Below are 20,900 nucleotides of genomic sequence, written 5' to 3'. Positions count from 1 at the left end.
GCGATGAAAGGCCGTTTACTGGATGCCATCCCACTCAATTCTCTGACCGGCGTTGGCGCAGCGCAAAGCAGTAAACTGGCGAAAATTGGCCTGCACACCGTGCAGGACCTTCTGCTCCACCTCCCTCTGCGTTACGAAGACCGCACGCACCTGTACCCGATTGGCGAACTGCTGCCGGGCGTTTATGCCACCGTAGAAGGCGAAGTGCTGAACTGCAATATCACCTTCGGCGGACGCCGGATGATGACCTGTCAGATCAGTGATGGCTCCGGCATTCTCACCATGCGCTTTTTCAACTTCAGCGCCGCAATGAAAAATAGTCTCGCCACCGGTCGCCGGGTGCTGGCCTATGGCGAAGCCAAACGCGGAAAATACGGCGCAGAAATGATCCACCCGGAGTATCGCGTGCAGGGCGATCTCAGCACGCCGGAATTGCAGGAAACGCTCACGCCGGTGTATCCAACCACCGAAGGCGTGAAGCAGGCCACGCTGCGCAAACTGACCGATCAAGCGCTGGACCTGCTCGATACCTGCGCCATTGCCGAACTGCTGCCGCCAGAGCTGTTGCAGGGCATGATGAGCCTGCCGGAAGCTCTGCGCACATTGCACCGTCCACCGCCGTCACTGCAGTTGAGCGATCTGGAAACCGGTCAGCATCCAGCACAGCGACGTCTGATTCTGGAAGAACTGCTGGCGCATAACCTCAGCATGCTGGCACTACGCGCCGGGGCGCAACGTTTCCACGCCCAGCCGCTGCTCGCAAACAACGCGCTGAAAGATAAGCTGCTGGCGGCTCTACCGTTTAAACCCACCGGCGCCCAGGCCCGCGTTACCGCTGAGATCGAACGCGATATGGCACTGGATGTCCCTATGATGCGTCTGGTGCAGGGCGATGTCGGCTCCGGCAAAACGCTGGTTGCGGCGCTGGCCGCCCTACGTGCCATCGCACATGGTAAGCAAGTTGCGCTGATGGCCCCCACCGAACTGCTGGCTGAACAGCACGCCAATAACTTCCGCAACTGGTTCGCGCCACTGGGCATTGAAGTAGGCTGGCTGGCAGGTAAACAGAAAGGCAAAGCGCGCCAGGCACAGCAGGAAGCTATCGCCAGCGGTGAGGTGCAGATGATTGTCGGCACGCACGCAATTTTCCAGGAACAGGTGCAGTTCAACGGACTGGCACTGGTTATCATCGACGAACAGCACCGTTTTGGCGTACATCAGCGCCTGGCGCTGTGGGAGAAAGGTCAGCAGCAGGGTTTCCATCCACACCAGCTAATCATGACCGCCACCCCAATCCCGCGTACGCTGGCGATGACCGCCTATGCCGATCTCGACACGTCGGTCATTGACGAACTCCCTCCGGGGCGTACGCCGGTCACCACGGTGGCGATTCCGGATACCCGCCGCAGCGATATTATTGACCGCGTGCGCAACGCTTGTACCCATGAAGGGCGCCAGGCGTACTGGGTCTGTACGCTGATTGAAGAGTCTGGTTTGTTAGAAGCTCAGGCGGCTGAAGCTACGTGGGAAGAGCTTAAACTGGTGCTGCCAGAGCTGAATATTGGCCTGGTACACGGCCGTATGAAGCCCGCAGAGAAGCAGTCGGTAATGGCGGCCTTTAAGCAGGGCGAACTACAGCTGCTGGTTGCCACCACGGTGATTGAAGTGGGCGTAGACGTACCTAACGCCAGCCTGATGATTATTGAAAACCCGGAGCGCTTGGGCCTGGCGCAGTTGCACCAGCTACGTGGTCGCGTAGGTCGTGGCGCGGTGGCCTCCCACTGCGTCCTGCTCTACAAATCGCCGCTGTCAAAAACCGCGCAAAAACGCCTGCAAGTTCTGCGCGACAGCAACGACGGATTCGTGATCGCGCAAAAAGATTTAGAGATCCGCGGGCCCGGCGAGCTGTTGGGTACGCGCCAGACCGGAACGGCAGAATTCAAAGTCGCAGATTTGCTGCGCGATCAGGCGATTATCCCGGAAGTTCAGCGCATTGCCCGTCATATTCACGAACGTTACCCGCAACAGGCTGTGGCGCTGATTGAACGCTGGATGCCGGAAACCGAGCGCTACTCCAACGCATAGTCGATTCATAGCGGCGGCGGATGTGACTCCGCCGCACAGACATTATTGCGCAAAAATCGGCAGCAGCAGATACAGCTTAATCACCAGCGCATTGACGATATCGATAAAGAACGCCCCCACCATCGGCACCACCAGAAACGCCATATGGGATGGTCCAAAACGTTCTGTAATTGCCTGCATGTTGGCAATCGCCGTGGGTGTCGCACCGAGGCCAAAACCGCAGTGTCCGGCTGCCAGCACGGCGGCATCGTAGTTCTTACCCATCATGCGCCAGGTGACGAATATCGCGTACAGCGCCATGAAAATGGTCTGCACAACCAGGATTGCCAGCATCGGCAGGGCCAGAGAAGCCAGCTCCCACAGCTTCAGACTCATTAGCGCCATCGCCAGGAACAGCGACAGGCTAACGTTACCCAACACCGAAACCGCGCGCTCGAACACCCGATAAAAACCCATTAACGCCAGGCCGTTACTGAGGATCACCCCAACAAACAGCACGCAGACGAAAGTCGGCAGTTCCAGCACCGTTCCGACCAGCATTTGTGCAACGATTTTACCCACCGTCAGACAGATGGCGATCAGCGCAATGGTTTCAATCAGCACCAGCGAAGTGATTATGCGTCCGACATCCGGCTTTTCAAATGCGGTAGGCACAGCCTGATCGTCCGGCATGCCGTCTGGCGTGGTAGAGTGTTTGACCAGATAGCGGGCCACCGGGCCGCCAATCAATCCACCCAGCACCAGGCCAAACGTTGCGCAAGCCATCGCCACTTCCGTCGCATTAGCGAAACCATAGCGCTCAATAAACAGTTTGCTCCATGCTGCCCCGGTTCCATGCCCGCCAGAGAGGGTTATCGAACCGGCGATCAGACCCATCAGCGGATCCAGACCCAGCAGGGTCGCCATACCAATACCAATGGCGTTTTGCATCAGCAGCAGGCCAACAACCACAATCAGAAAGATACCCACCACGCGGCCACCCGCGCGCAGGCTGGCAATATTGGCGTTCAGGCCGATAGTGGCGAAGAATGCCAGCATCAGCGGATCGCGCAGGGTCATATCGAAGTTCACTTCCCAACCCATGCTTTTTTTCAGCACCAGCAGCGCAATCGCCACCAGCAATCCGCCAGCTACAGGTTCGGGAATGGTGTATTTTTTCAGGAAGGAAACAGACTGGACGAGCTTACGTCCCAGCAGCAACACAAGGGTTGCCGCAACCAGCGTTGATAACGTATCGAGATAAAACATTTACAACTCCATTAGTGCGTTTAGCACAATCACGCACGATGCATTCCAGACCGATTTTTAGCTCTTATTGAGTTTTCGGTGTGGATTTTAAGCAGAAAATCATGAAAAGTTATATAAAAATGTTTGTTTATCCGTTTTAAATATTAAGAACACCTGGTAGCAAACGTTTGCATTTCCGCCATGGTCAGATAAAATCACCGCTTTTCCACCATGGGATTGCCTCTGATGTCCGTTAACGCCGTAGAGTCAACAAATGCGCAACCGGTTGCGCAGACTCACAACAGTGAACTGATTTACCGTCTTGAAGATCGCCCCCCACTAGCCCAGACCCTGTTTGCCGCCTGTCAGCACCTGCTGGCCATGTTCGTCGCGGTAATCACCCCAGCGCTGTTAATTTGCCAGGCGCTCGGTTTACCGGCTCAGGATACTCAACACATTATCAGTATGTCGCTGTTCGCTTCCGGCGTGGCTTCTATCATTCAGATCAAAGCCTGGGGGCCGGTCGGCTCAGGGCTATTATCCATTCAGGGCACCAGCTTTAACTTTGTTGCGCCACTGATTATGGGCGGTACAGCGCTAAAAACCGGTGGTGCAGACGTCCCAACCATGATGGCGGCGCTGTTCGGTACACTGATGCTGGCAAGCTGCACTGAGATGGTTATCTCACGCGTACTGCATCTGGCGCGTCGTATCATTACCCCGCTGGTCTCAGGCGTGGTGGTGATGATTATCGGCCTGTCGCTGATTCAGGTGGGTCTGACGTCGATTGGCGGCGGCTATGCGGCAATGAGCGACAACACCTTTGGCGCGCCAAAGAATTTACTGCTGGCAGGCGTCGTGCTGGCGCTGATTATCCTGCTTAACCGCCAGCGCAACCCGTACCTGCGCGTTGCGTCACTGGTGATTGCGATGGCGGCAGGTTACCTGTTGGCGTGGTTTATGGATATGCTGCCGCAAAATACCGCGCCGGTAAGTCAGGACCTGCTGATGGTGCCAACGCCGTTGTATTATGGCCTGGGTATCGACTGGAGCTTACTGCTGCCGCTGATGCTGGTGTTTATGATTACCTCGCTGGAAACCATCGGTGATATTACGGCCACCTCCGATGTCTCCGAGCAGCCCGTTTCTGGCCCGCTGTACATGAAACGCCTGAAAGGCGGCGTACTGGCGAACGGTCTGAACTCGTTTGTTTCAGCCGTATTTAACACCTTCCCGAACTCCTGTTTTGGACAAAACAACGGGGTTATTCAGTTAACGGGCGTTGCCAGCCGCTACGTTGGTTTTGTGGTTGCGCTGATGCTGATCGCGTTGGGCCTGTTCCCGGCGGTCAGCGGTTTTGTACAGCATATTCCTGAGCCGGTACTCGGCGGTGCTACGCTGGTGATGTTCGGTACTATCGCGGCATCCGGCGTGCGTATCGTATCCCGCGAACCGCTGAACCGCCGCGCAATTCTGATTATCGCGCTGTCGCTGGCCGTCGGCCTCGGCGTTTCCCAGCAGCCGCTGATCCTGCAGTTCGCTCCGGACTGGGTGAAAAACCTGCTCTCTTCCGGCATTGCCGCAGGCGGTATTACCGCTATCGTTCTGAATCTGGTGTTCCCACCAGAGAAGCAATAAGCAAAATGCGGCGTTGATTCTGAATCAACGCCGCTGTAACGCTCTTTCACCATTCCCGCCTTGAGCATTGCGCCTAAATCGTGCATAACTTGACTATGTGCACTTCGCGGGATGGAAGACCATGAAATTTATTGGAAAGCTGCTTCTTTACGTGCTGATCGCCCTTGCAGTGGCGATCCTCGGCTTATATTTTCTACTGCAAACCCGCTGGGGCGCAGAGCACGTAAGCGCCTGGGTTTCGCAGAACAGCAGCTACCATCTGGCATTTGATGCCATCGATCACCGGTTTTCTTCTCCTTCCCATATTCTGCTGGAAAACGTCACCTTTGGCCGGGATGGTCAGCCCGCAACGCTGGTCGCCAAAACGGTCGATATTGGACTGAGCAGCCGCCAAATCACCGACCCGCTGCACGTAGACACCATTCTTTTGCAAAACGGCACGCTGAATCTTTCCCAGCAAACTGCGCCGCTGCCGTTCCAGGCCGATCGCCTGCAATTGCAAGATATGGCGCTTAACAGTCCCGGTAGCGAGTGGACCCTGAGCGCGCAGCGCGTTAACGGCGGAGTCATTCCCTGGAGTCCTGAGGCGGGTAAAATTCTCGGGAGTAAAGCGCAAATTCAGCTCAGCGCCAGTTCGTTGACGCTGAACGACGTCCCCACGACCAACGTATTGATTGAAGGCAGTATTGACCATGACCGTGTGACGCTGAGCAATATTGGCGCAGACGTGGCGCGAGGCGCATTAACCGGCGTGGCGCAACGCAATGCCGACGGTAGTTGGGTAGTAGAGAATCTGCGCCTGAACGATATTCGGCTGCAAAGCGACAAATCGCTGGCCGAGTTTTTTGCTCCGTTAAGCACTATTCCTTCCCTGCAAATTGGTCGTCTGGAAGTAACAGATGCCCGTCTGCAAGGCCCTGACTGGGCGGTGACGGATCTCGATCTGAGCTTGCGCAACATGACCTTCAGCAAGGACGACTGGCAAACTCAGGAAGGAAAACTGTCGATGAACGCCAGCGAGTTTATCTACGGCTCTCTGCACTTTTTCGATCCGATTATGAACGCCGAGTTCTCGCCGCAGGGCATTGCGCTGCGCCAGTTCACCACCCGCTGGGAAGGGGGAATGGTCAGAACATCCGGAAACTGGCAGCGCAACAACAAAGCGCTGGTCCTCGATGATGCCGCCATTGCCGGTCTGGAGTACACGCTGCCGGAAAACTGGAAACAGCTGTGGATGAAACCTCTACCAGCCTGGCTAGCCAGCCTGACGCTGAAGAAATTCAGCGCCAGCCGTAATCTGGTGATCGATATCGACCCGAGCTTCCCATGGCAGCTCACCGCGCTGGACGGCTACGGTGCTAACCTCGGGCTGGTGCAGAACAATCAGTGGGGGATCTGGAGCGGGAGCGCTAACCTCAACGCCGCTGCCGGCACCTTTAACCGCACCGACGTGCGTCGTCCTTCGCTGGCGCTGACGGCGAACAGCAGCACCATCAATATCAGCGAACTAAGCGCCTATACGGAAAAAGGGTTGCTGGAGGCCACAGCCAGTATTTCACAGTTGCCTCAGCGTCAAACTCAGGTCAGCCTGAACGGGCGCGGCGTGCCAATGACGATTCTGCAGCAGTGGGGATGGCCCGCACTGCCGCTTTCTGGCGACGGTAACATCCAGCTTACCACCAGCGGCAATATTCAAGCCGATGCGCCACTCAAGCCAACGGTCAGCGGCCAGTTGCATGCGGTGAACGTGGAGAAACAGCAGGTAACGCAAACCATGCAGGCGGGCGTGGTATCCGGTAGTGAAGTTACCGCCCCACCCGCTGCGCAGTAAAATCTGACGGCCCGGCGGCGATTTGCCGACCGGGTCGCCGTTTATCGCTGTAAGCGCGCATATTCACTGCACAACAGCCACTTCACCGGCTCATCCTCTTCTATCGCCGGGAAGCGACCGCCTGGCTCAAGGAAGTGATTGTCATGCAGGTCGTCATTGACCATCGAGATCTCCCAGCCCAGCACGAACGCTTTCTCCGCCCAAAAGCGATGATACAACCGCGGCGGCAGGCATACCCCCTGCCCCGGTTTCAATACCAGCGTCTCGCCAGCGTCAACGGAACGCCGCTGACCATCGACGCTAACCTCAACAATGCGCCGGGCATCATACCCGTCATCGGGCGTAGCCCACGCCAACTGCATACATAAATCACCGCCGCCGCGGTTAACGATATCTTCCATTTTATGGCGATGAAAATGCCATGGCGTCTGCTGATCCTGCTGAATCTGCAGCATCTTTTCGGCGTACGGTTTGGGGTAGCTGGCTGACCCTAACTGACCATTGCGCAACGTCAGTAACGTCAGCCCCGTTTGCGCAAAATCTCCGCGCCCAAAGTCGGTTATATCCCAGCCCAGTTGGAGATCGAGCACTTCACGCCACAGAGTGTGATCCTGTTGCCGCCAGGCATCAGCCGTAAAATACGCAAAGTCAGGCAGGCAAACCCGAAAAGTCTCGGCGATGGCATGCGCTTTATCGACGGCATAATTAATGTGTGAACGCTTCATTCCACTTTTCCTTGTTGCGAAAAAGGCGGGTCACCCCGCCTGTATGCGGTTAGTAAAGTGACGCTTTGCCGGTTGAGCCGAACAGTTTCATTTTGTGACGGATCACATCCCGCGCGGCGCTAATGGCTTCCGGGTAAATAACGTTCGGGTCCCACCAGGTTTCTTTCGCCAGGATTTCGCGGACTTTCTGGAAGTAAGCGTATTTCATATCGCTGGAAATGTTGATTTTGCCAACGCCCAGCGTAACGGATTCGGCAATTTCCGCATCCGGGTTCGCGGAACCTCCGTGCAGCACCAGCGGAATGTCCACTCGCCCGGCAATCTCACGCAGGATGTGCATTTGCAGCTCTGGCTGCATCCCTTTCGGGTAGATGCCGTGTGCAGTTCCAATCGCCACCGCCAGCGTGTCCGCGCCGGTACGGGCGATAAAATCCTGTGCCTGATCAGGATCGGTATAAGTGACCTTCGATACACCGCCTTCCACTGACGTCCCGGTTTGACCAATCGTACCCAGTTCCCCCTCCACCGAAACGCCTACCGCATGCGCCAGCTTGACCACTTCGCGGGTCAGCGCCACGTTCTCTTCATACGGCAGCAGCGAGCCATCAATCATCACCGAGGTAAACCCACACTGAATCGCCCGCAGGACATGCTCGACCGAAGCGCCGTGGTCCAGATGCAGAGTAAAGGGAACCGGGCTGCGCAGAGTGATATCACGGACGTAGCTAAAAAACGCATCGCCTACAAAATCATGTTCGCTGGGGTGAATGGAGATAATCGCCGGGGTATTGGTTGCTTCCGCTTCTTCCACTACTGCACGTACAAAGCAGCTGTCCGCCACGTTGAATGCGCCGATGGCAAAACCGTGCTGACGGGTAGGTTGCAGTAATTCTTTCATCGAAACTAACATGTTAATTCTCCAGTTTCAGGGTGTAGAAAGCCCTGCCAGTGCGTCGTCGCAGAGGCATAGAAGGCGTTACAGAAAATGAATCAGGCTTTGTCGATAGCGCCGCTGGCCTGCAGGTACGGAATAATGGCTTCCTCGCAGGCCTGCTCCATCAGGGCCAGGGCATCAACGAGTTCACCGGATGTGTCGCGACACAGGGTATGCAGTAGTGCAGCCTTTCCGGCTTCGAAAACCGCCGCGCCAACGTTTATCTTGGCGACGCCAAACGTCGGGCAGCGCTGTAGCTGGTCAAACGGCGTCCCGCTGCCGCCATGCAGCGCCAGCGGCACCGTTGATAAACGGGCAATTTCCTCCAGTCGCTGGAAATCAATGGCGGGTATGACACCGGGCGCGTACATGCCATGTGCCGTGCCGACCGAGACCGCCAGTAAATCGATACCGGTCTGTTGGATAAAGGGCTCCACATCGGCGGCCTGGGTCATCAAATCAGCGTTAGCTGCGTGATCATAGCGCGGGGCGTCAGCCAGATGCCCCAGCTCACCTTCCACGCACAGAGAAACGCTGGTCGCGAGCTCAACCACCGCCCGGGTCTGGCGAATGTTCTCCTCCAGCGCAAAGGCGGAGGCATCGATCATTAACCCGCTGAATCCGGCGCGAAAAGCCTGGCGAATGCGCACTGGGTCCTTTCCATGATCCAGCGCCAGCGCGACCGGTACCGACGCTTCCTCTGCCAGCGTTTTGACGACCGCCACCGCTATCGGTGCAGGAAAATGGCCCAGATGCCCCTGATACAGATTCAGAATGATGGGCGCACGGTGTTTCTCAGCCACCCGCACCGCCGCACGGGCGCTTTCCAGGTTCATACAGTTGATGGCCAGCAGCGCGTACTGCTCGCGCCAGGCTTTCGTCACCATGCTTTTCATATCGGCAAACATACGGCCTCCGGTTATTCCAGGGTGAAGGTGATCTCTTCGTCTTTCAGCTTTTGATCGCTAAGTTCATCAAACTCTTCGTCACGTTCGGTCACCGGTTTCTTCCACAACGACAGCATGACGCCGCAAATCACCGTGCCGATCCCCAGCGCCAGGCAAAACAGCAGCGGATGCGTAAAGAGCGGGACCACGAACATGCCGCCGTGCGGTACCGGGCTTTCGACGCCCCACACCATAATCAGACCGCCCGCTATCGCCGAGGCCACCACGCAGGATCCCACCACGCGTAACAGGTCGCGCGCCGCAATGGGAATGACCCCTTCGGTAATCATGCAGATCCCCATCGGGAATGCCGCTTTCAGCGCCTCGCGCTCCGCACGGGTGTACTTGTGACGCGTCAGCAAAAAGGAGAGCGTAATGCCGAACGGAGGGATTATCGAACCGACAAACTTCACCGCTTCCGGACCGTACACGCCGCTGACCAACATGCCGTCAGCAAATAGCGACATGGTTTTATTCACCGGTCCGCCAAAGTCGAATGTCGCCATTGCGCCAAGGATGGCCCCCATTAAAAAGCGTGACCCGCCCTGCATGGACTCCAGCAGATGAATCAACGCGTCCTGCAGCCAGGCTATCGGTTTGCCAATGAGCGTCATCATCAACAGGCCGCCAATGACGGTACTCAGTACCGGCAGCACCATGATGGGCATCAACCCCTGCATCGACTGCGGCAAACGGATATAGCGCTTGAGCAGCAGGACGGTATAACCGACCAGAAAACCGCCCAGCATCCCGCCGATAAAACCGGTATGAATTTCACCGCAGACAAAGCCGACAATCAGACCCGGTGCGAATCCGGGGCGGTCAGCAATAGAGTACGCAATCGCCGCGCTAATCAGCGGTACGATTAACCCCATCCCCCAGCCGCCAATCTGGTTGAGCATCCAGGGTATGGTTCCTGTTTTTTCACCCACGTTAGTACCGCCAAGTATTTGCCCGAGAGCAATACAGATCCCGGCGGCAACAATTAACGGGATCATCCACGAAATCCCCGTTAATAAATGTTTTTTTATTTCCTGAGATAGCGGAATTTTATTTTCACTCATGTGAAATCCCTCCAGAATGGGGATCGCTACTGGTTATTATTAACTAATGATTTTTCGACCTTTTCAAGAAACTGAACGGGCGATTTTATGACGATTTCAGTTTTTACTCGCACAATACGTTTATTTAAAAATCGTTCCTCCCCTTTTATTTTTACATCCACAGCGAGAATCACGACATCAGCAGCAGAAATGTCCTCTGTCAGCAGTTCGTTTTCCGTGCCGATAGTCCCCTGGGTTTCGACTCTTATATTATGACCAAGCGCTTTAGCACCTTTAATTAACTTCTCACGGGCAATATAGGTGTGCGCAATACCCGCCGTACAGGCGGCAACACAAACAATATTCATAACATGCTCCACGTTTTATTTAGCAGACATTGGATTCAGCATATTGGCTAAAAAGCTCAATAATTTTCTGTGGACTGCTTTCGACTAACAGTTGTTCAATAATGTCGTCATCCGCCAACGCGCCAGCAACCTGCGAAAGCAGACGAATATGGGTAGTGTTTTGATCTTCAAGGCGTACGGCAAACAGAATGATGCAGCGCACGTTGCTGCCGTCCAGGGTTTCCCAGGGAATATCCTGGCGGGTACGCCCAATCGCCAGTGTGGTATTGACCACCGCCGAGGATTTCCCGTGCGGAATCGCAATATGATTTTCGAAGCCGGTCGAGCCTTCTGATTCACGCTGCCAGACATCCTGAATAAACGTTTCCCGACAGCTAATTGCCCCATCTTTTTGCAGAATATCCGTCAGTTCCTCAATAACCTCCGTTTTGTTTGTAGCCTTCATGTCCAAAATAACGCGATTTGTATTGAGTATTTTCGTGATGTCCATAAATCATACCTCATGGAGTTCAGACATTAATTTTCAACGACCAGCGACGTCGCCCGATGTAATTTTTCCGTAATAACCGTTTCTGTTACCCGCTTAATATCCGCATCATTGAAGAAGGCGGTGACATACACGACCGGCATGGCAACGGCAGGTAAATTGATCGTCGATACCACCAGTTCAATATCGTCCGTCAGGACGGAGGGCAAGCTGCCTGCCGACACCACGCCGACGATGGTCCAGTCCGGAAAGGCGCGCAGAATGCGGCTTTTGAGTAAGTGAGAGGTGCCGATACCGGTTGAGCAAACCAGCAGCACACGTTTACGCGCTATCTGACGCTCCATCGCGGCCTGAAAATGCACGGTTAAATATCCCACCTCATCATCCGACACGGCCCGTTCGCCCCAGCCGCTAAACACCCGATTCACCGCGCACTGAGTCAGACGCCAGACGTCCTGCAACTCGCCTTTAATGTCCTCCAGCAGCGGATTACGAATGCGGATCTGGTAGTTGAGGCGGTTAATCAGCGGCTTAATATGGATCAGCAATCCGTCATACAGCGCAGTGTCCTGGCTAAGATCGCAGTCAACCATTTCGGCGAAGGTGGCAATCAGCCGATGGGTGATCAAGCGTGCTTCGTCGCTGGAGTGCATATGGCCAATTACGCTCACATCGTTATGCTCTTCAATCACCATACCGGAGGAGATAATATATTGATAAATAAACCAGACTTCGTCTTCCGGTAGCGGGTGGGCAATGCGTTTTTCGATATGCTGAATCATGCGACTGGCAATGGAAAAGATGTTCTCATCACATGACGTGATGCTTTCTTCTTTTCTCGGTAGCGCATTGCCCCGCGTAATGCGGTACATCATGATCAGAATATGAGTAAAGATATTGACGTAATAAGGCTCGCCCAGCGACCAGCACAGATCGTTCTCCATTTCCTGCAACAGCGTCTGGACAAATAAAACGTCTTCTTCGCCGAAGTAATGCACTAACGCTTTATAACTGCCCGGATCAAGTCGTGAATAAATCACGCTTCCAGGTTCATTATGGTTAATCACACCGTTAATCAGCGACGCCATCGCCTGGCGCACGCCGCTCTCGCTGCCTTCAATGTGTGTACCACTCTGGCTGCGAATCAGCGACAGGCCCAGCGGGGTAATCCAGGATTCAATTACTTTCAGATCGTTAACAATCGATGCACTACTAATAAAATAACGTTCGGATAATTTATTGATCGATGTTTCATGCGGCGTTTCACTTAATAATTGCGAGGCTATCTTAACCCGCCGTGAATTATTCATCATGCCGTCAGCATCATCACCCTCCGACCCTAATAACTGATCCAGATATAAAAGGTCAGTAATGTTATCGGCACTTAATATCACGCCCGCACCGGCACGTTTATCGATGGATATTTTCCATTCCGATAACCATTGTTCCAGTAACCGCAGATCGCGCTGGACGGTCTTCTCTGAAACAGATAAATATTCGGCAATTTTTAGCAGCGTAACATATTCCTTCCGGGACAGAAGAAACTTTAATAATCTGTTTTGTCGCGAGGTAATCATTTGCATTATTTACCCTTATTACATACCAGATTAAATATCTATACCCGTCATACTTCAAGCTGCATGTGCGTTGGCTTTCCTCGCTCACCCCTGTCACGTACTTATGTACGCTCAGGGGATTCGCTGCGTCGCCGCCTTCCTGCAACTCGAATTATTTAGGTTATAAAGAAGCGTTTATGCTCCACGTGTAATCCGTGATGATAAATATAAGAGGACTACGATGCGCCAACAATACTAAATCGTGTCCTGTATTCCGGACAGAAATAAGACAAAAAGAGGAAATAGTGAGATATTTACGGCGCAGATCACATTTTTCGCGGGAATTAGAGTGATAGCGCTCGCAAATATGGTGAGGTAAAAATTTAAGTCGGGATGTTTTTGATTTTCAGATCTGGAACGCTGCTCGCGGTGTGGGCCGGATAAGACGCATCCGGCACCACGTCGACACATGCTTACAAGGTAATCGTCAGCTCACTGCCCTGTGGAGTAATAACTACACCCAGCTCGCTGCCCATATGCGACCCGCATTTAATGCCGCCAATTTTCTGAATATTTCGCAGGCACAACGTCCAGTTACGTGCCTCACCATTCCCTTTCACAGTGATGGTATTACCTACACGCACCGCCTTCAGCGTGAAGATAACCGAGCCGTCAGCAGCCGGAACTTCACAGAGTGCTTCCCGGCCCTCCTGCAGATGGAACAGCTGGAACGCTGTCCCTTCGTGCCAGGCGTAGTCCGGCTTCTGGTTATTGCTACCCAACGCCAGCAGGGTATTGTCACGCACATAAACCGGCAGACTCAGGAAGTCATGCTGCTGTTTATGCCAGCGGCTACCAGACACCTCATCATTACGCCACAGATGCGTCCAGCGTCCTTCCGGCAGGTAGAACTGCACATCGCCCGCCTCGCTAAACACCGGCGCGACCATCACGCTATCGCCCAGCATGTACTGGCGGTCGAGATAATCACACGCCGGATCGTCCGGGAACTCCAGCATCATCGCGCGCATCATCGGGGTGCCCTGCGCATTAGCGCGCGCTGCTTCACGATACAGGTACGGCATCATGCGGCATTTCTGTTCGGTGAAGTAGCGCACCACATCGCAGGATTCGTCATCGTACGCCCATGGCACACGGTAGGATTTACTGCCATGCAGGCGGCTGTGGCTGGAGAGCAGCCCAAACGCACACCAGCGCTTGTAGACGTGCGCCGGAGCGGTATTCTCAAAGCCGCCGATATCGTGGCTCCAGAAGCCAAAGCCGGACAGGCCAATAGACAAGCCACCGCGCAGGCTTTCCGCCATCGATTCATAGTTGGCGTAGCAGTCGCCGCCCCAGTGCACCGGAAACTTCTGCGCGCCCACCGAAGCCGAACGAGCAAACAGGACAGCCTCTTCTTCACCGACGGTTTCTTTCAGCACGTTCCACACCAGTTCGTTGTAGATGTACGCATAATGGTTGTGCATCTTCTGCGGATCGGCACCGTCAAACCACTGTACATCCGTGGGGATGCGTTCGCCAAAGTCAGTTTTGAAGCAGTCTACGCCGATATCCACCAGACCTTTCAGCTTGTTGGCATACCACTCGCAGGCTTGCGGATTAGTGAAGTCATAAATCGCCAGGCCCGGCTGCCATTTATCCCATTGCCACAGGGAACCGTCCGGGCGCTTGAGCAGATACCCTTTCGCTTTCAGTTCATTGAACAGCGGGGATTTCTGACCGATGTAGGGGTTTATCCATACGCACACCTTCAGCCCTTTCTCTTTCAGGCGGCGGATCATACCTTCCGGGTCCGGGAAGGTCACCGGGTCCCACTCAAAGTCGCACCACTGGAAGGCCTTCATCCAGAAACAGTCGAAGTGAAAGACGTGCAGCGGCAGATTGCGCTCGGCCATGCCGTCGATAAAGCTGTTCACCGTCGCTTCGTCGTAATTGGTGGTGAACGATGTGGTTAGCCACAGACCGAACGACCAGGCTGGCGGCAGCGCCGGACGGCCGGTAAAGCGGGTATAGCGATCCAGCACCGCCTTCGGCGTTGGGCCGTCGATGACGAAATATTCCAGATACTCGCTTTCAACGCTGAACTGCACTTTCGACACTTTCTCAGAGCCGATTTCAAACGACACGCACTGCGGATGGTTCACCAGCACGCCGTAGCCGCGGTTGGTGAGATAAAACGGGATGTTCTTGTAAGACTGCTCGGTACTGGTACCGCCATCGCGGTTCCAGGTTTCCACCGTCTGACCGTTACGTACCAACGCGGTAAAACGCTCCCCCAGCCCGTACACCGTTTCCCCCACGCCCAAATCCAGACGCTCAAACATATAATTACGCCCGCTGTGGGTATCCTGCACGTAACCGCTATTCTTTAGCTGACTGCCGGTAATACGTTCACCATTACGCAGGAAATCCAGCGACCAGAACTCACCTTTGGTCACCCGAACGCTCAGATTGCCGCTCTTCAGTTCGGCAAATTCAGCGGTGTTTCGCATCTCAACATTGACGTCCTGCAACACGTTCAGCGGATAATGCGGGCCGGTATCCAGCGCGCCCTGGAAGTGCTCCATACGTACGCCCACCACGCCTTCCTGCGGCGAGAAAAAGCGTAAGGTGAAGAGTGGGGTATCCAGTTGCCAGGTACGTTCACGCACGTCGCGCGGCGCAACGTAGACAATCATCTCATTACCCTGCTGTTCAACGTCGAACACCTGAATTGGGTGTATTAAATTCAGTCCAGGTTGGGTCAGCCAGTTTCCATCGCTAATTTTCATCGTCAGTTCCTTAGTTCTGTAATTCTTTCGTCGTGAAATCCTGCTGGTTGCGGCGCGCGCCCTGAGCCAACTGACTCATAATTTCCGTCAGATACGGCGTTTTCAGGGTATAGAAGCGTTTGGCAATCACGGCACTCAGCAGGTAACAAATCGCCGGGACAATGGTGAACAGGGCGATGATGATGTTAATGGTGGCGCTGTTCTGGGTTTTCGCGGCGGCGTCGTAGCCCCCGCCCGCCAGCATCCAGCCGATCAGCGCCCCGCCGAGCGCCAGACCCAGCTTGAGCACGAACAACGTGCCCGCAAAGCTGATCCCCGTCAGGCGTTTACCGTTGCACCATTCGCCGTAATCAACGGTGTCGGACATCATTACCCACTGGATTGGCGTAACGAGCTGGTGCAGTACACCAATGACAAAAATAAAGATAAACATGGTGATGCTGGCGTGCATCGGCACAAAGAACATCGCCAGGCTCGCCACCGCCAGCGCAGCGTTGGTCCACCAGAAGACGCTGACTTTGCATTTCCAGTCGGTCAGCGGTTTTGCCAGCGCAGAGCCGATCAGGTTGCCGACGCAATAGGCGGTGAGAAAGGCGACAAACACCTCCGGCTTACCCAAAATCCAGGTGACGTAATACATCATCGCGCCGCCACGAACGCAGACGGCCAGAATATTGAGGATGGTCAGCAGGCCGACGATGCGCCATTGGTCGTTTTGCCAGATGTCGCGCAGGTCTTCACGCATAGAGGTGGTGCTCGGCGGCGCTTCCACGCGTTCTTTGGTAGTGAAGAAGCAGAACGCCAGCATCAGGAATGCCACCACGGAGAGCACCGCAATCCCACCTTGAAAGCCGAACGCTTTATCCTCGCCACCAATCAGATTCACCAGCGGCATCATCAGCACGGTGGAGAGCATGCCGCCCGCCGTCGCCAGCACAAAGCGCCATGATTGCAGGGAGATACGCTGCGTAGGGTCATTAGTGATCACGCCGCCCAGCGCGCAGTAGGGAATATTGACCACGGTATAAAGCAGGGTCAGCAGCGTGTAGGTGATTGCGGCATAAATCATTTTGCCGTTCAGGCTGAGATCCGGCGTGCTATAGGCCAGCACGCAAACCAGACCAAACGGAAGTGCGCCAAACAGCACCCATGGTCGGAATTTCCCCCAGCGAGAACGGGTACGGTCAGCCAGCAGCCCCATGCAAGGGTCTGAGATGGCATCCAGCGCGCGGGCCAGTAAGAACATAGTGCCGACAAATCCGGCTGGGATACCAAAAATATCGGTATAGAAGAACATCATATATAACATGACGTTATCGAAGATAATGTGGCTAGCCGCATCGCCCATTCCGTAGCCAATCTTCTCTTTAACAGACAGAATTTCACTTTTCATTACGCATCCTTGTTAGCACTTTCACACGCCCTGATACCGGTTACAGTTCTTGTAAACCATCCCTGTGAGCGCGGGTATTCCGATATCTCGTTATCAAATTACGATTCTTGTTTTCTGTGATCAGCGTAGCGTCTAAAAATGTGTCTAAGTGTAAGTAATGGATTTTGCGGGGATTTATTTGAAACTGGTCATGGTATAGAGAAACGGAAGTTAAAAAAGTGAGTGAGGGGGTGTGGAAACCTTTGGAAGTAGCTATAATGCGCCCCGCCTCCATGTAGCAATCGAGGCGCGGAAGATCGTCATCTCCGGTGAGGTGGCTGGACTTCAAATCCAGTTGGGGACGCCAGCGTTCCCGGGCAGGTTCGACTCCTGTGATCTTCCGCCAGTTTGCCTCTACTGAACCCCCTCTAAGTCAATAAAACCCCTGTAATACCTGATAAAACAAGAGAAATAACCCCACCATTGTCGCCTGAAGGTAATCGGCATCAAGTCCTTTTTGGGGGTACATTGGGGGGTGTTATTTTCCTTTAAAATATCAGCACCCCCATAATGGTAAAAATGTGATATATAACAAAGGGTTTTAACGACCACTTTGTTATACAAGGGTTGCATTGGGGGTATCAGATTAGTCACTGGTGGAAATCCCCTGGAGGATGGATTCACCAAATAGCCGGAGGATGTAATGGCGCTAACCGATGTTAAAGTGAAAACCGCGAAGCCAAAAGATAAGCCCTATAAGCTGACAGATGGCGGCGGCATGTATCTGCTGATTAACGCTAATGGTTCCAAATACTGGCGTATGAAGTACCGCTTCGCTGGTAAAGAAAAGATGCTTTCCATTGGCGTATACCCTGACGTTTCCTTAGCTGACGCACGCGAAAAGCGCAGTGAGGCCAGAAAAATTCTCTCCGCTGGTGGCGATCCTGGGGAAGTAAAGAAAGAAGAAAAAATCGCCCAGCAAATGAGCCACAAGAATACGTTCGAGGCCATTGCCCGCGAATGGCATCAGACAAAAGCCGACCGCTGGTCATTACGCTACCGCGATGAAATCATCGACACCTTCGAGAAAGATATCTTCCCTCATACGGGAAGACGCCCTATCGTCGATATTAAGCCGATGGACTGGCTTGAGATCCTTCGTCGCCTTGAAAAGCGCGGCGCTTTAGAGAAAATGCGCAAAGTCCGCCAGCGTTGTAATGAAGTCTACCGTTACGCCATCGTTACCGGGAGAGCTGAATATAACCCCGTGTCAGATCTTGCTACAGCGCTGGCAACGCCTAAGAAAACACATTTCCCGTTCCTCACAGTCGAAGAGTTACCACACTTCCTTAAAGATCTGGCCGGATACACCGGTAGTGTTATCACCAAAACAGCCACACAGATCATCATGTTAACCGGCGTGCGTACACAAGAGCTGCGTTTCGCTCGCTGGGAAGATATCGATTTTGAGAAGAAATTGTGGGAAATCCCGGCAGAAGTGATGAAGATGAAACGGCCTCATATTGTGCCGCTCTCAGAGCAGGTCATTGCGCTGTTTGCACAGCTTGAACCGATCTCAAGGCATCACCCGCTGGTTTTTATCGGCAGGAATGATCCTCGCAAGCCGATCAGCAAGGAAAGCATCAATCAGGTCATTGAGTTGCTGGGGTATAAAGGCAGACTGACAGGGCATGGTTTCCGCCACACGATGAGCACCATTCTGCATGAGCAGGGGTTTAACTCCGCGTGGATTGAAACGCAGCTTGCACACGTCGATAAGAACGCGATTCGTGGGACGTATAACCATGCGCAGTATCTTGATGGGCGTAGGGAGATGATGCAGTGGTATGCGGATTATATTGGTGAGTTGGGGAAAGGCGGGGCTGTCATAGAAGGGACGTTTGGGAAAACAGCATAAACCAATTAAATAGCCATCCAGCGGTAAAGATGGCTATTTTTCTAGTCTCATGACACTTTGTTTTCAAAAAGCTCTGAATTGCTGGCATAAGGTACTTTACCGGAAGGCACCACCTTTGCGGCAGCAATCAAATGCACATCCTGGTCATCAAAGAAAATATGCGGTTTAAACGCTTTTAATACTTTTGTTTTCTCTACCCCACCAAGAAAAAAAGCTTCATCGACATACACCCCCCAGCTTCTCAGCGTTTTAATGACGCGCATTTCCGAAGGGCTATTTCGGGCTGTCACCAGTGCAATACGAACAGGAGAATACTCAACGCGGGTCGGCAATCGTTCCTGAAGCTTGGCTATTTTTTTTAGCAAAGTGGCATAGGGCCCTTCAGCCATCGGGATATCCTGCTGCGCATCCTCCAGGGCGTGAAAAGCGGCCATCCCTTGAGTTTTATAAACTAACTCACTTTCATCAGAGAAAAGCACGGCATCACCGTCAAACGCAATGCGGACCTGCCCTTCTGGGATATCGGAGGCGTCGGAGGGAGGATCTTTGAGGATTGCAGCGGCGCAGAATCGGGAATCAATCACCTTTTGCGCATCTTCAACGTTAGTTGTTAAAAACAGATCCACATCAAAGGCATCAAGGTAATCGGCAACGGTTTCGCCTGCGGTAAAAGCAGAGCGAGTGATATCGAGTTTGTCATGACGAATTGTATTCAGAACACGGATACCGGTATCAGGGCTGTTACGCGACATTACGACCACTTCAACTAACGGTGATTTATTATCCGGTTGACGATACTGGTTCAGACCCAGAAGCGCTTTGACTAAGGGATAACCTGTACCAGGCTGTAAAGGCTGGTTTTCGTGCTCCAGCATATAGTCACGATACTTTTCGATAGCACTGTCGGGATCGGTCGCATAAGTTTCGCGAAACATACGATCGGATTCGCTCATGTCAAAAAGCGCAGTCGCGCTGATGCCAATAACTAAAGTGTTACTTAAATCTAAAGGCATGGTTACTTTCCAAGGTAAGAGGAATTTAACCATCATAGCGCAGGTATAGGATATCGGCTATCTACCAGAAGGCAGTACCGATATCCTCACATCCACTATATATTTGAAATATGCAAAGACGAATGGCTGATACATAGTGACCAAAGGACTATAGTACGCTTAACATTTATTAATTTACTTTTTTGCGAATTATATAATCACGAACACTGGCATAAAAAATCAAGCCAGCCTGTTAAAATCAACAAACTGGCTTACAAACTTATACTAACTCTTCTATAGATGGTCTAAAACTCTTCCATTTCTGACTTAATAACAAATTTAATCTTTCATTATTTATGTGAACATATAGAGAGATAATGAATCTAACATGATTATCTATTCTTATTTCCGCGATATTTCTCATGAATTCAATATCATGATTTTTATCATCCAAGATGAAATCACAAAAATAATCGAGGCAGACTATTATTTCCCTGATATCATCTGATATGTATGGCAATATTATTTCTGCATTTTCTTCTGCGTATTGGCGCTGCTCTTCCGGCGTAGCATTTTCATTAGACTGATAAATAACATCTCCAAGAGTACGTCTCGTTAAGCGCTGAATAACCTCTTGCTTTCTTTGATTATTATTAACTAACCAACTCTTTGATATAGAGCTCTCCAAGAAACCACACAGATCATTGAATTTATTGTAGTTATGCTCTTTGGTTACTTGTGATAACTGCTCTGTATGATTTTTTTGTGTTAGTTCTATAGTGTGCAATACAAGAATAATACTAATAACCGAAAGTAATGGAGCTGTAATACCACTCATGTAAGATCCAAAGTTACCCCAATCATCTGAAAGATGCGAAAATCCATTGTGAAAGACAAGAAGGTAAGGGGCTAATGGTATTATAGCTATAATACAGAGAACAAGGATTTTTAACTTAATATTTTCCATTGTTTAACTCTTTCAATG

Annotated in this window: 16 protein-coding genes and 1 tRNA gene; 5 read left to right on the top strand and 12 right to left on the bottom strand. The window is 52.8% G+C overall.

Annotated elements, in window-relative coordinates; genetic code table 11:
* The first annotated feature begins 3 nt into the window (after positions 1 to 3).
* Entirely contained in the window at positions 4 to 2,085 is a 2,082-nt protein-coding gene (recG, locus tag HV350_RS00455) for an ATP-dependent DNA helicase RecG (protein WP_181629587.1), read from the top strand.
* A 42-nt stretch (positions 2,086 to 2,127) separates the two neighbouring features.
* On the opposite strand, the gene gltS is transcribed toward recG, so the two are convergent.
* Positions 2,128 to 3,333, bottom strand: coding sequence for a sodium/glutamate symporter (gene gltS, locus HV350_RS00450; protein ID WP_016155009.1), 1,206 nt, complete (start codon positions 3,331 to 3,333; stop codon positions 2,128 to 2,130).
* Between the two features lie 225 nt (positions 3,334 to 3,558).
* On the opposite strand from gltS, the gene xanP reads away from it, so the two are divergent.
* Entirely contained in the window at positions 3,559 to 4,950 is a 1,392-nt protein-coding gene (xanP, locus tag HV350_RS00445) for a xanthine/proton symporter XanP (RefSeq protein WP_003024026.1), read from the top strand.
* Between the two features lie 121 nt (positions 4,951 to 5,071).
* Positions 5,072 to 6,781, top strand: a complete 1,710-nt coding sequence (locus HV350_RS00440) for an AsmA family protein (protein ID WP_181629585.1) — start codon at positions 5,072 to 5,074, stop codon at positions 6,779 to 6,781.
* Positions 6,782 to 6,822: 41 nt separating this feature from the next.
* On the opposite strand, the gene HV350_RS00435 is transcribed toward HV350_RS00440, so the two are convergent.
* From HV350_RS00435 to HV350_RS00395, 9 genes are all read right to left on the bottom strand, one after another.
* Positions 6,823 to 7,506, bottom strand: coding sequence for a D-lyxose/D-mannose family sugar isomerase (locus HV350_RS00435; RefSeq protein WP_016155011.1), 684 nt, complete (start codon positions 7,504 to 7,506; stop codon positions 6,823 to 6,825).
* Positions 7,507 to 7,555: 49 nt separating this feature from the next.
* Complete coding sequence (locus HV350_RS00430; protein WP_016155012.1) at positions 7,556 to 8,416, bottom strand: ketose-bisphosphate aldolase; 861 nt, start codon at positions 8,414 to 8,416, stop codon at positions 7,556 to 7,558.
* 80 nt (positions 8,417 to 8,496) lie between these two features.
* Positions 8,497 to 9,348, bottom strand: a complete 852-nt coding sequence (locus HV350_RS00425) for a class II fructose-bisphosphate aldolase (RefSeq protein WP_047415757.1) — start codon at positions 9,346 to 9,348, stop codon at positions 8,497 to 8,499.
* Positions 9,349 to 9,359: 11 nt separating this feature from the next.
* On the bottom strand, positions 9,360 to 10,451 hold the full coding sequence (locus tag HV350_RS00420; RefSeq protein WP_042311543.1) for a PTS fructose transporter subunit IIC: 1,092 nt from the start codon (positions 10,449 to 10,451) through the stop codon (positions 9,360 to 9,362).
* Between the two features lie 26 nt (positions 10,452 to 10,477).
* A complete protein-coding gene (locus tag HV350_RS00415) occupies positions 10,478 to 10,798 on the bottom strand; it encodes a PTS fructose transporter subunit IIB (protein WP_181629583.1) in 321 nt (106 codons plus the stop codon).
* A gap of 19 nt (positions 10,799 to 10,817) precedes the next feature.
* Entirely contained in the window at positions 10,818 to 11,288 is a 471-nt protein-coding gene (locus tag HV350_RS00410; protein WP_003842172.1) for a fructose PTS transporter subunit IIA, read from the bottom strand.
* Positions 11,289 to 11,314: 26 nt separating this feature from the next.
* Positions 11,315 to 12,868 carry a PRD domain-containing protein gene (locus tag HV350_RS00405; protein ID WP_016155015.1) on the bottom strand — a complete coding sequence of 518 codons (1,554 nt, stop codon included), beginning with the start codon at positions 12,866 to 12,868 and terminating at the stop codon, positions 11,315 to 11,317.
* Positions 12,869 to 13,314: 446 nt separating this feature from the next.
* Positions 13,315 to 15,633: an alpha-xylosidase gene (yicI, locus tag HV350_RS00400; protein WP_181629581.1), complete on the bottom strand. Its 2,319-nt coding sequence runs from the start codon at positions 15,631 to 15,633 to the stop codon at positions 13,315 to 13,317.
* A 10-nt stretch (positions 15,634 to 15,643) separates the two neighbouring features.
* Positions 15,644 to 17,026, bottom strand: coding sequence for a glycoside-pentoside-hexuronide family transporter (locus HV350_RS00395; RefSeq protein ID WP_016157778.1), 1,383 nt, complete (start codon positions 17,024 to 17,026; stop codon positions 15,644 to 15,646).
* A gap of 290 nt (positions 17,027 to 17,316) precedes the next feature.
* Here HV350_RS00395 and HV350_RS00390 point away from each other — a divergent pair.
* Positions 17,317 to 17,411 (top strand) — tRNA-Sec (locus tag HV350_RS00390).
* A 297-nt stretch (positions 17,412 to 17,708) separates the two neighbouring features.
* Positions 17,709 to 18,923, top strand: coding sequence for an integrase arm-type DNA-binding domain-containing protein (locus HV350_RS00385; RefSeq protein ID WP_181629579.1), 1,215 nt, complete (start codon positions 17,709 to 17,711; stop codon positions 18,921 to 18,923).
* 47 nt (positions 18,924 to 18,970) lie between these two features.
* Here the strand turns inward: HV350_RS00385 and HV350_RS00380 are convergent, their stop codons facing one another.
* Positions 18,971 to 19,936, bottom strand: a complete 966-nt coding sequence (locus HV350_RS00380; protein WP_181630615.1) for a 5'-nucleotidase — start codon at positions 19,934 to 19,936, stop codon at positions 18,971 to 18,973.
* 259 nt (positions 19,937 to 20,195) lie between these two features.
* On the bottom strand, positions 20,196 to 20,882 hold the full coding sequence (locus HV350_RS00375; protein ID WP_181629578.1) for a hypothetical protein: 687 nt from the start codon (positions 20,880 to 20,882) through the stop codon (positions 20,196 to 20,198).
* Positions 20,883 to 20,900 lie beyond the last annotated feature (18 nt).

This window comes from Citrobacter sp. RHBSTW-01013 (genome assembly GCF_013781985.1).
GTDB lineage: Bacteria > Pseudomonadota > Gammaproteobacteria > Enterobacterales > Enterobacteriaceae > Citrobacter > Citrobacter braakii.
The sequence above is the reverse complement of the archived record's forward strand: the minus strand, read 5'-3'. Positions and strand labels throughout refer to the sequence as shown.

What these genes read in the sequence shown, in the direction of transcription:
- HV350_RS00420 (WP_042311543.1), bottom strand. Translation starts at nt 10,451, where the DNA reads ATGAGTGAAAATAAAATTCCGCTATCTCAGGAAATAAAAAAACATTTA.
- gltS (WP_016155009.1), bottom strand. Translation starts at nt 3,333, where the DNA reads ATGTTTTATCTCGATACGTTATCAACGCTGGTTGCGGCAACCCTTGTG.
- HV350_RS00440 (WP_181629585.1), top strand. Translation starts at nt 5,072, where the DNA reads ATGAAATTTATTGGAAAGCTGCTTCTTTACGTGCTGATCGCCCTTGCA.
- yicI (WP_181629581.1), bottom strand. Translation starts at nt 15,633, where the DNA reads ATGAAAATTAGCGATGGAAACTGGCTGACCCAACCTGGACTGAATTTA.
- recG (WP_181629587.1), top strand. Translation starts at nt 4, where the DNA reads ATGAAAGGCCGTTTACTGGATGCCATCCCACTCAATTCTCTGACCGGC.
- HV350_RS00415 (WP_181629583.1), bottom strand. Translation starts at nt 10,798, where the DNA reads ATGAATATTGTTTGTGTTGCCGCCTGTACGGCGGGTATTGCGCACACC.
- HV350_RS00395 (WP_016157778.1), bottom strand. Translation starts at nt 17,026, where the DNA reads ATGAAAAGTGAAATTCTGTCTGTTAAAGAGAAGATTGGCTACGGAATG.
- HV350_RS00375 (WP_181629578.1), bottom strand. Translation starts at nt 20,882, where the DNA reads ATGGAAAATATTAAGTTAAAAATCCTTGTTCTCTGTATTATAGCTATA.
- HV350_RS00430 (WP_016155012.1), bottom strand. Translation starts at nt 8,416, where the DNA reads ATGTTAGTTTCGATGAAAGAATTACTGCAACCTACCCGTCAGCACGGT.
- HV350_RS00435 (WP_016155011.1), bottom strand. Translation starts at nt 7,506, where the DNA reads ATGAAGCGTTCACACATTAATTATGCCGTCGATAAAGCGCATGCCATC.
- HV350_RS00385 (WP_181629579.1), top strand. Translation starts at nt 17,709, where the DNA reads ATGGCGCTAACCGATGTTAAAGTGAAAACCGCGAAGCCAAAAGATAAG.
- HV350_RS00405 (WP_016155015.1), bottom strand. Translation starts at nt 12,868, where the DNA reads ATGCAAATGATTACCTCGCGACAAAACAGATTATTAAAGTTTCTTCTG.
- HV350_RS00380 (WP_181630615.1), bottom strand. Translation starts at nt 19,936, where the DNA reads ATGCCTTTAGATTTAAGTAACACTTTAGTTATTGGCATCAGCGCGACT.
- xanP (WP_003024026.1), top strand. Translation starts at nt 3,559, where the DNA reads ATGTCCGTTAACGCCGTAGAGTCAACAAATGCGCAACCGGTTGCGCAG.
- HV350_RS00410 (WP_003842172.1), bottom strand. Translation starts at nt 11,288, where the DNA reads ATGGACATCACGAAAATACTCAATACAAATCGCGTTATTTTGGACATG.
- HV350_RS00425 (WP_047415757.1), bottom strand. Translation starts at nt 9,348, where the DNA reads ATGTTTGCCGATATGAAAAGCATGGTGACGAAAGCCTGGCGCGAGCAG.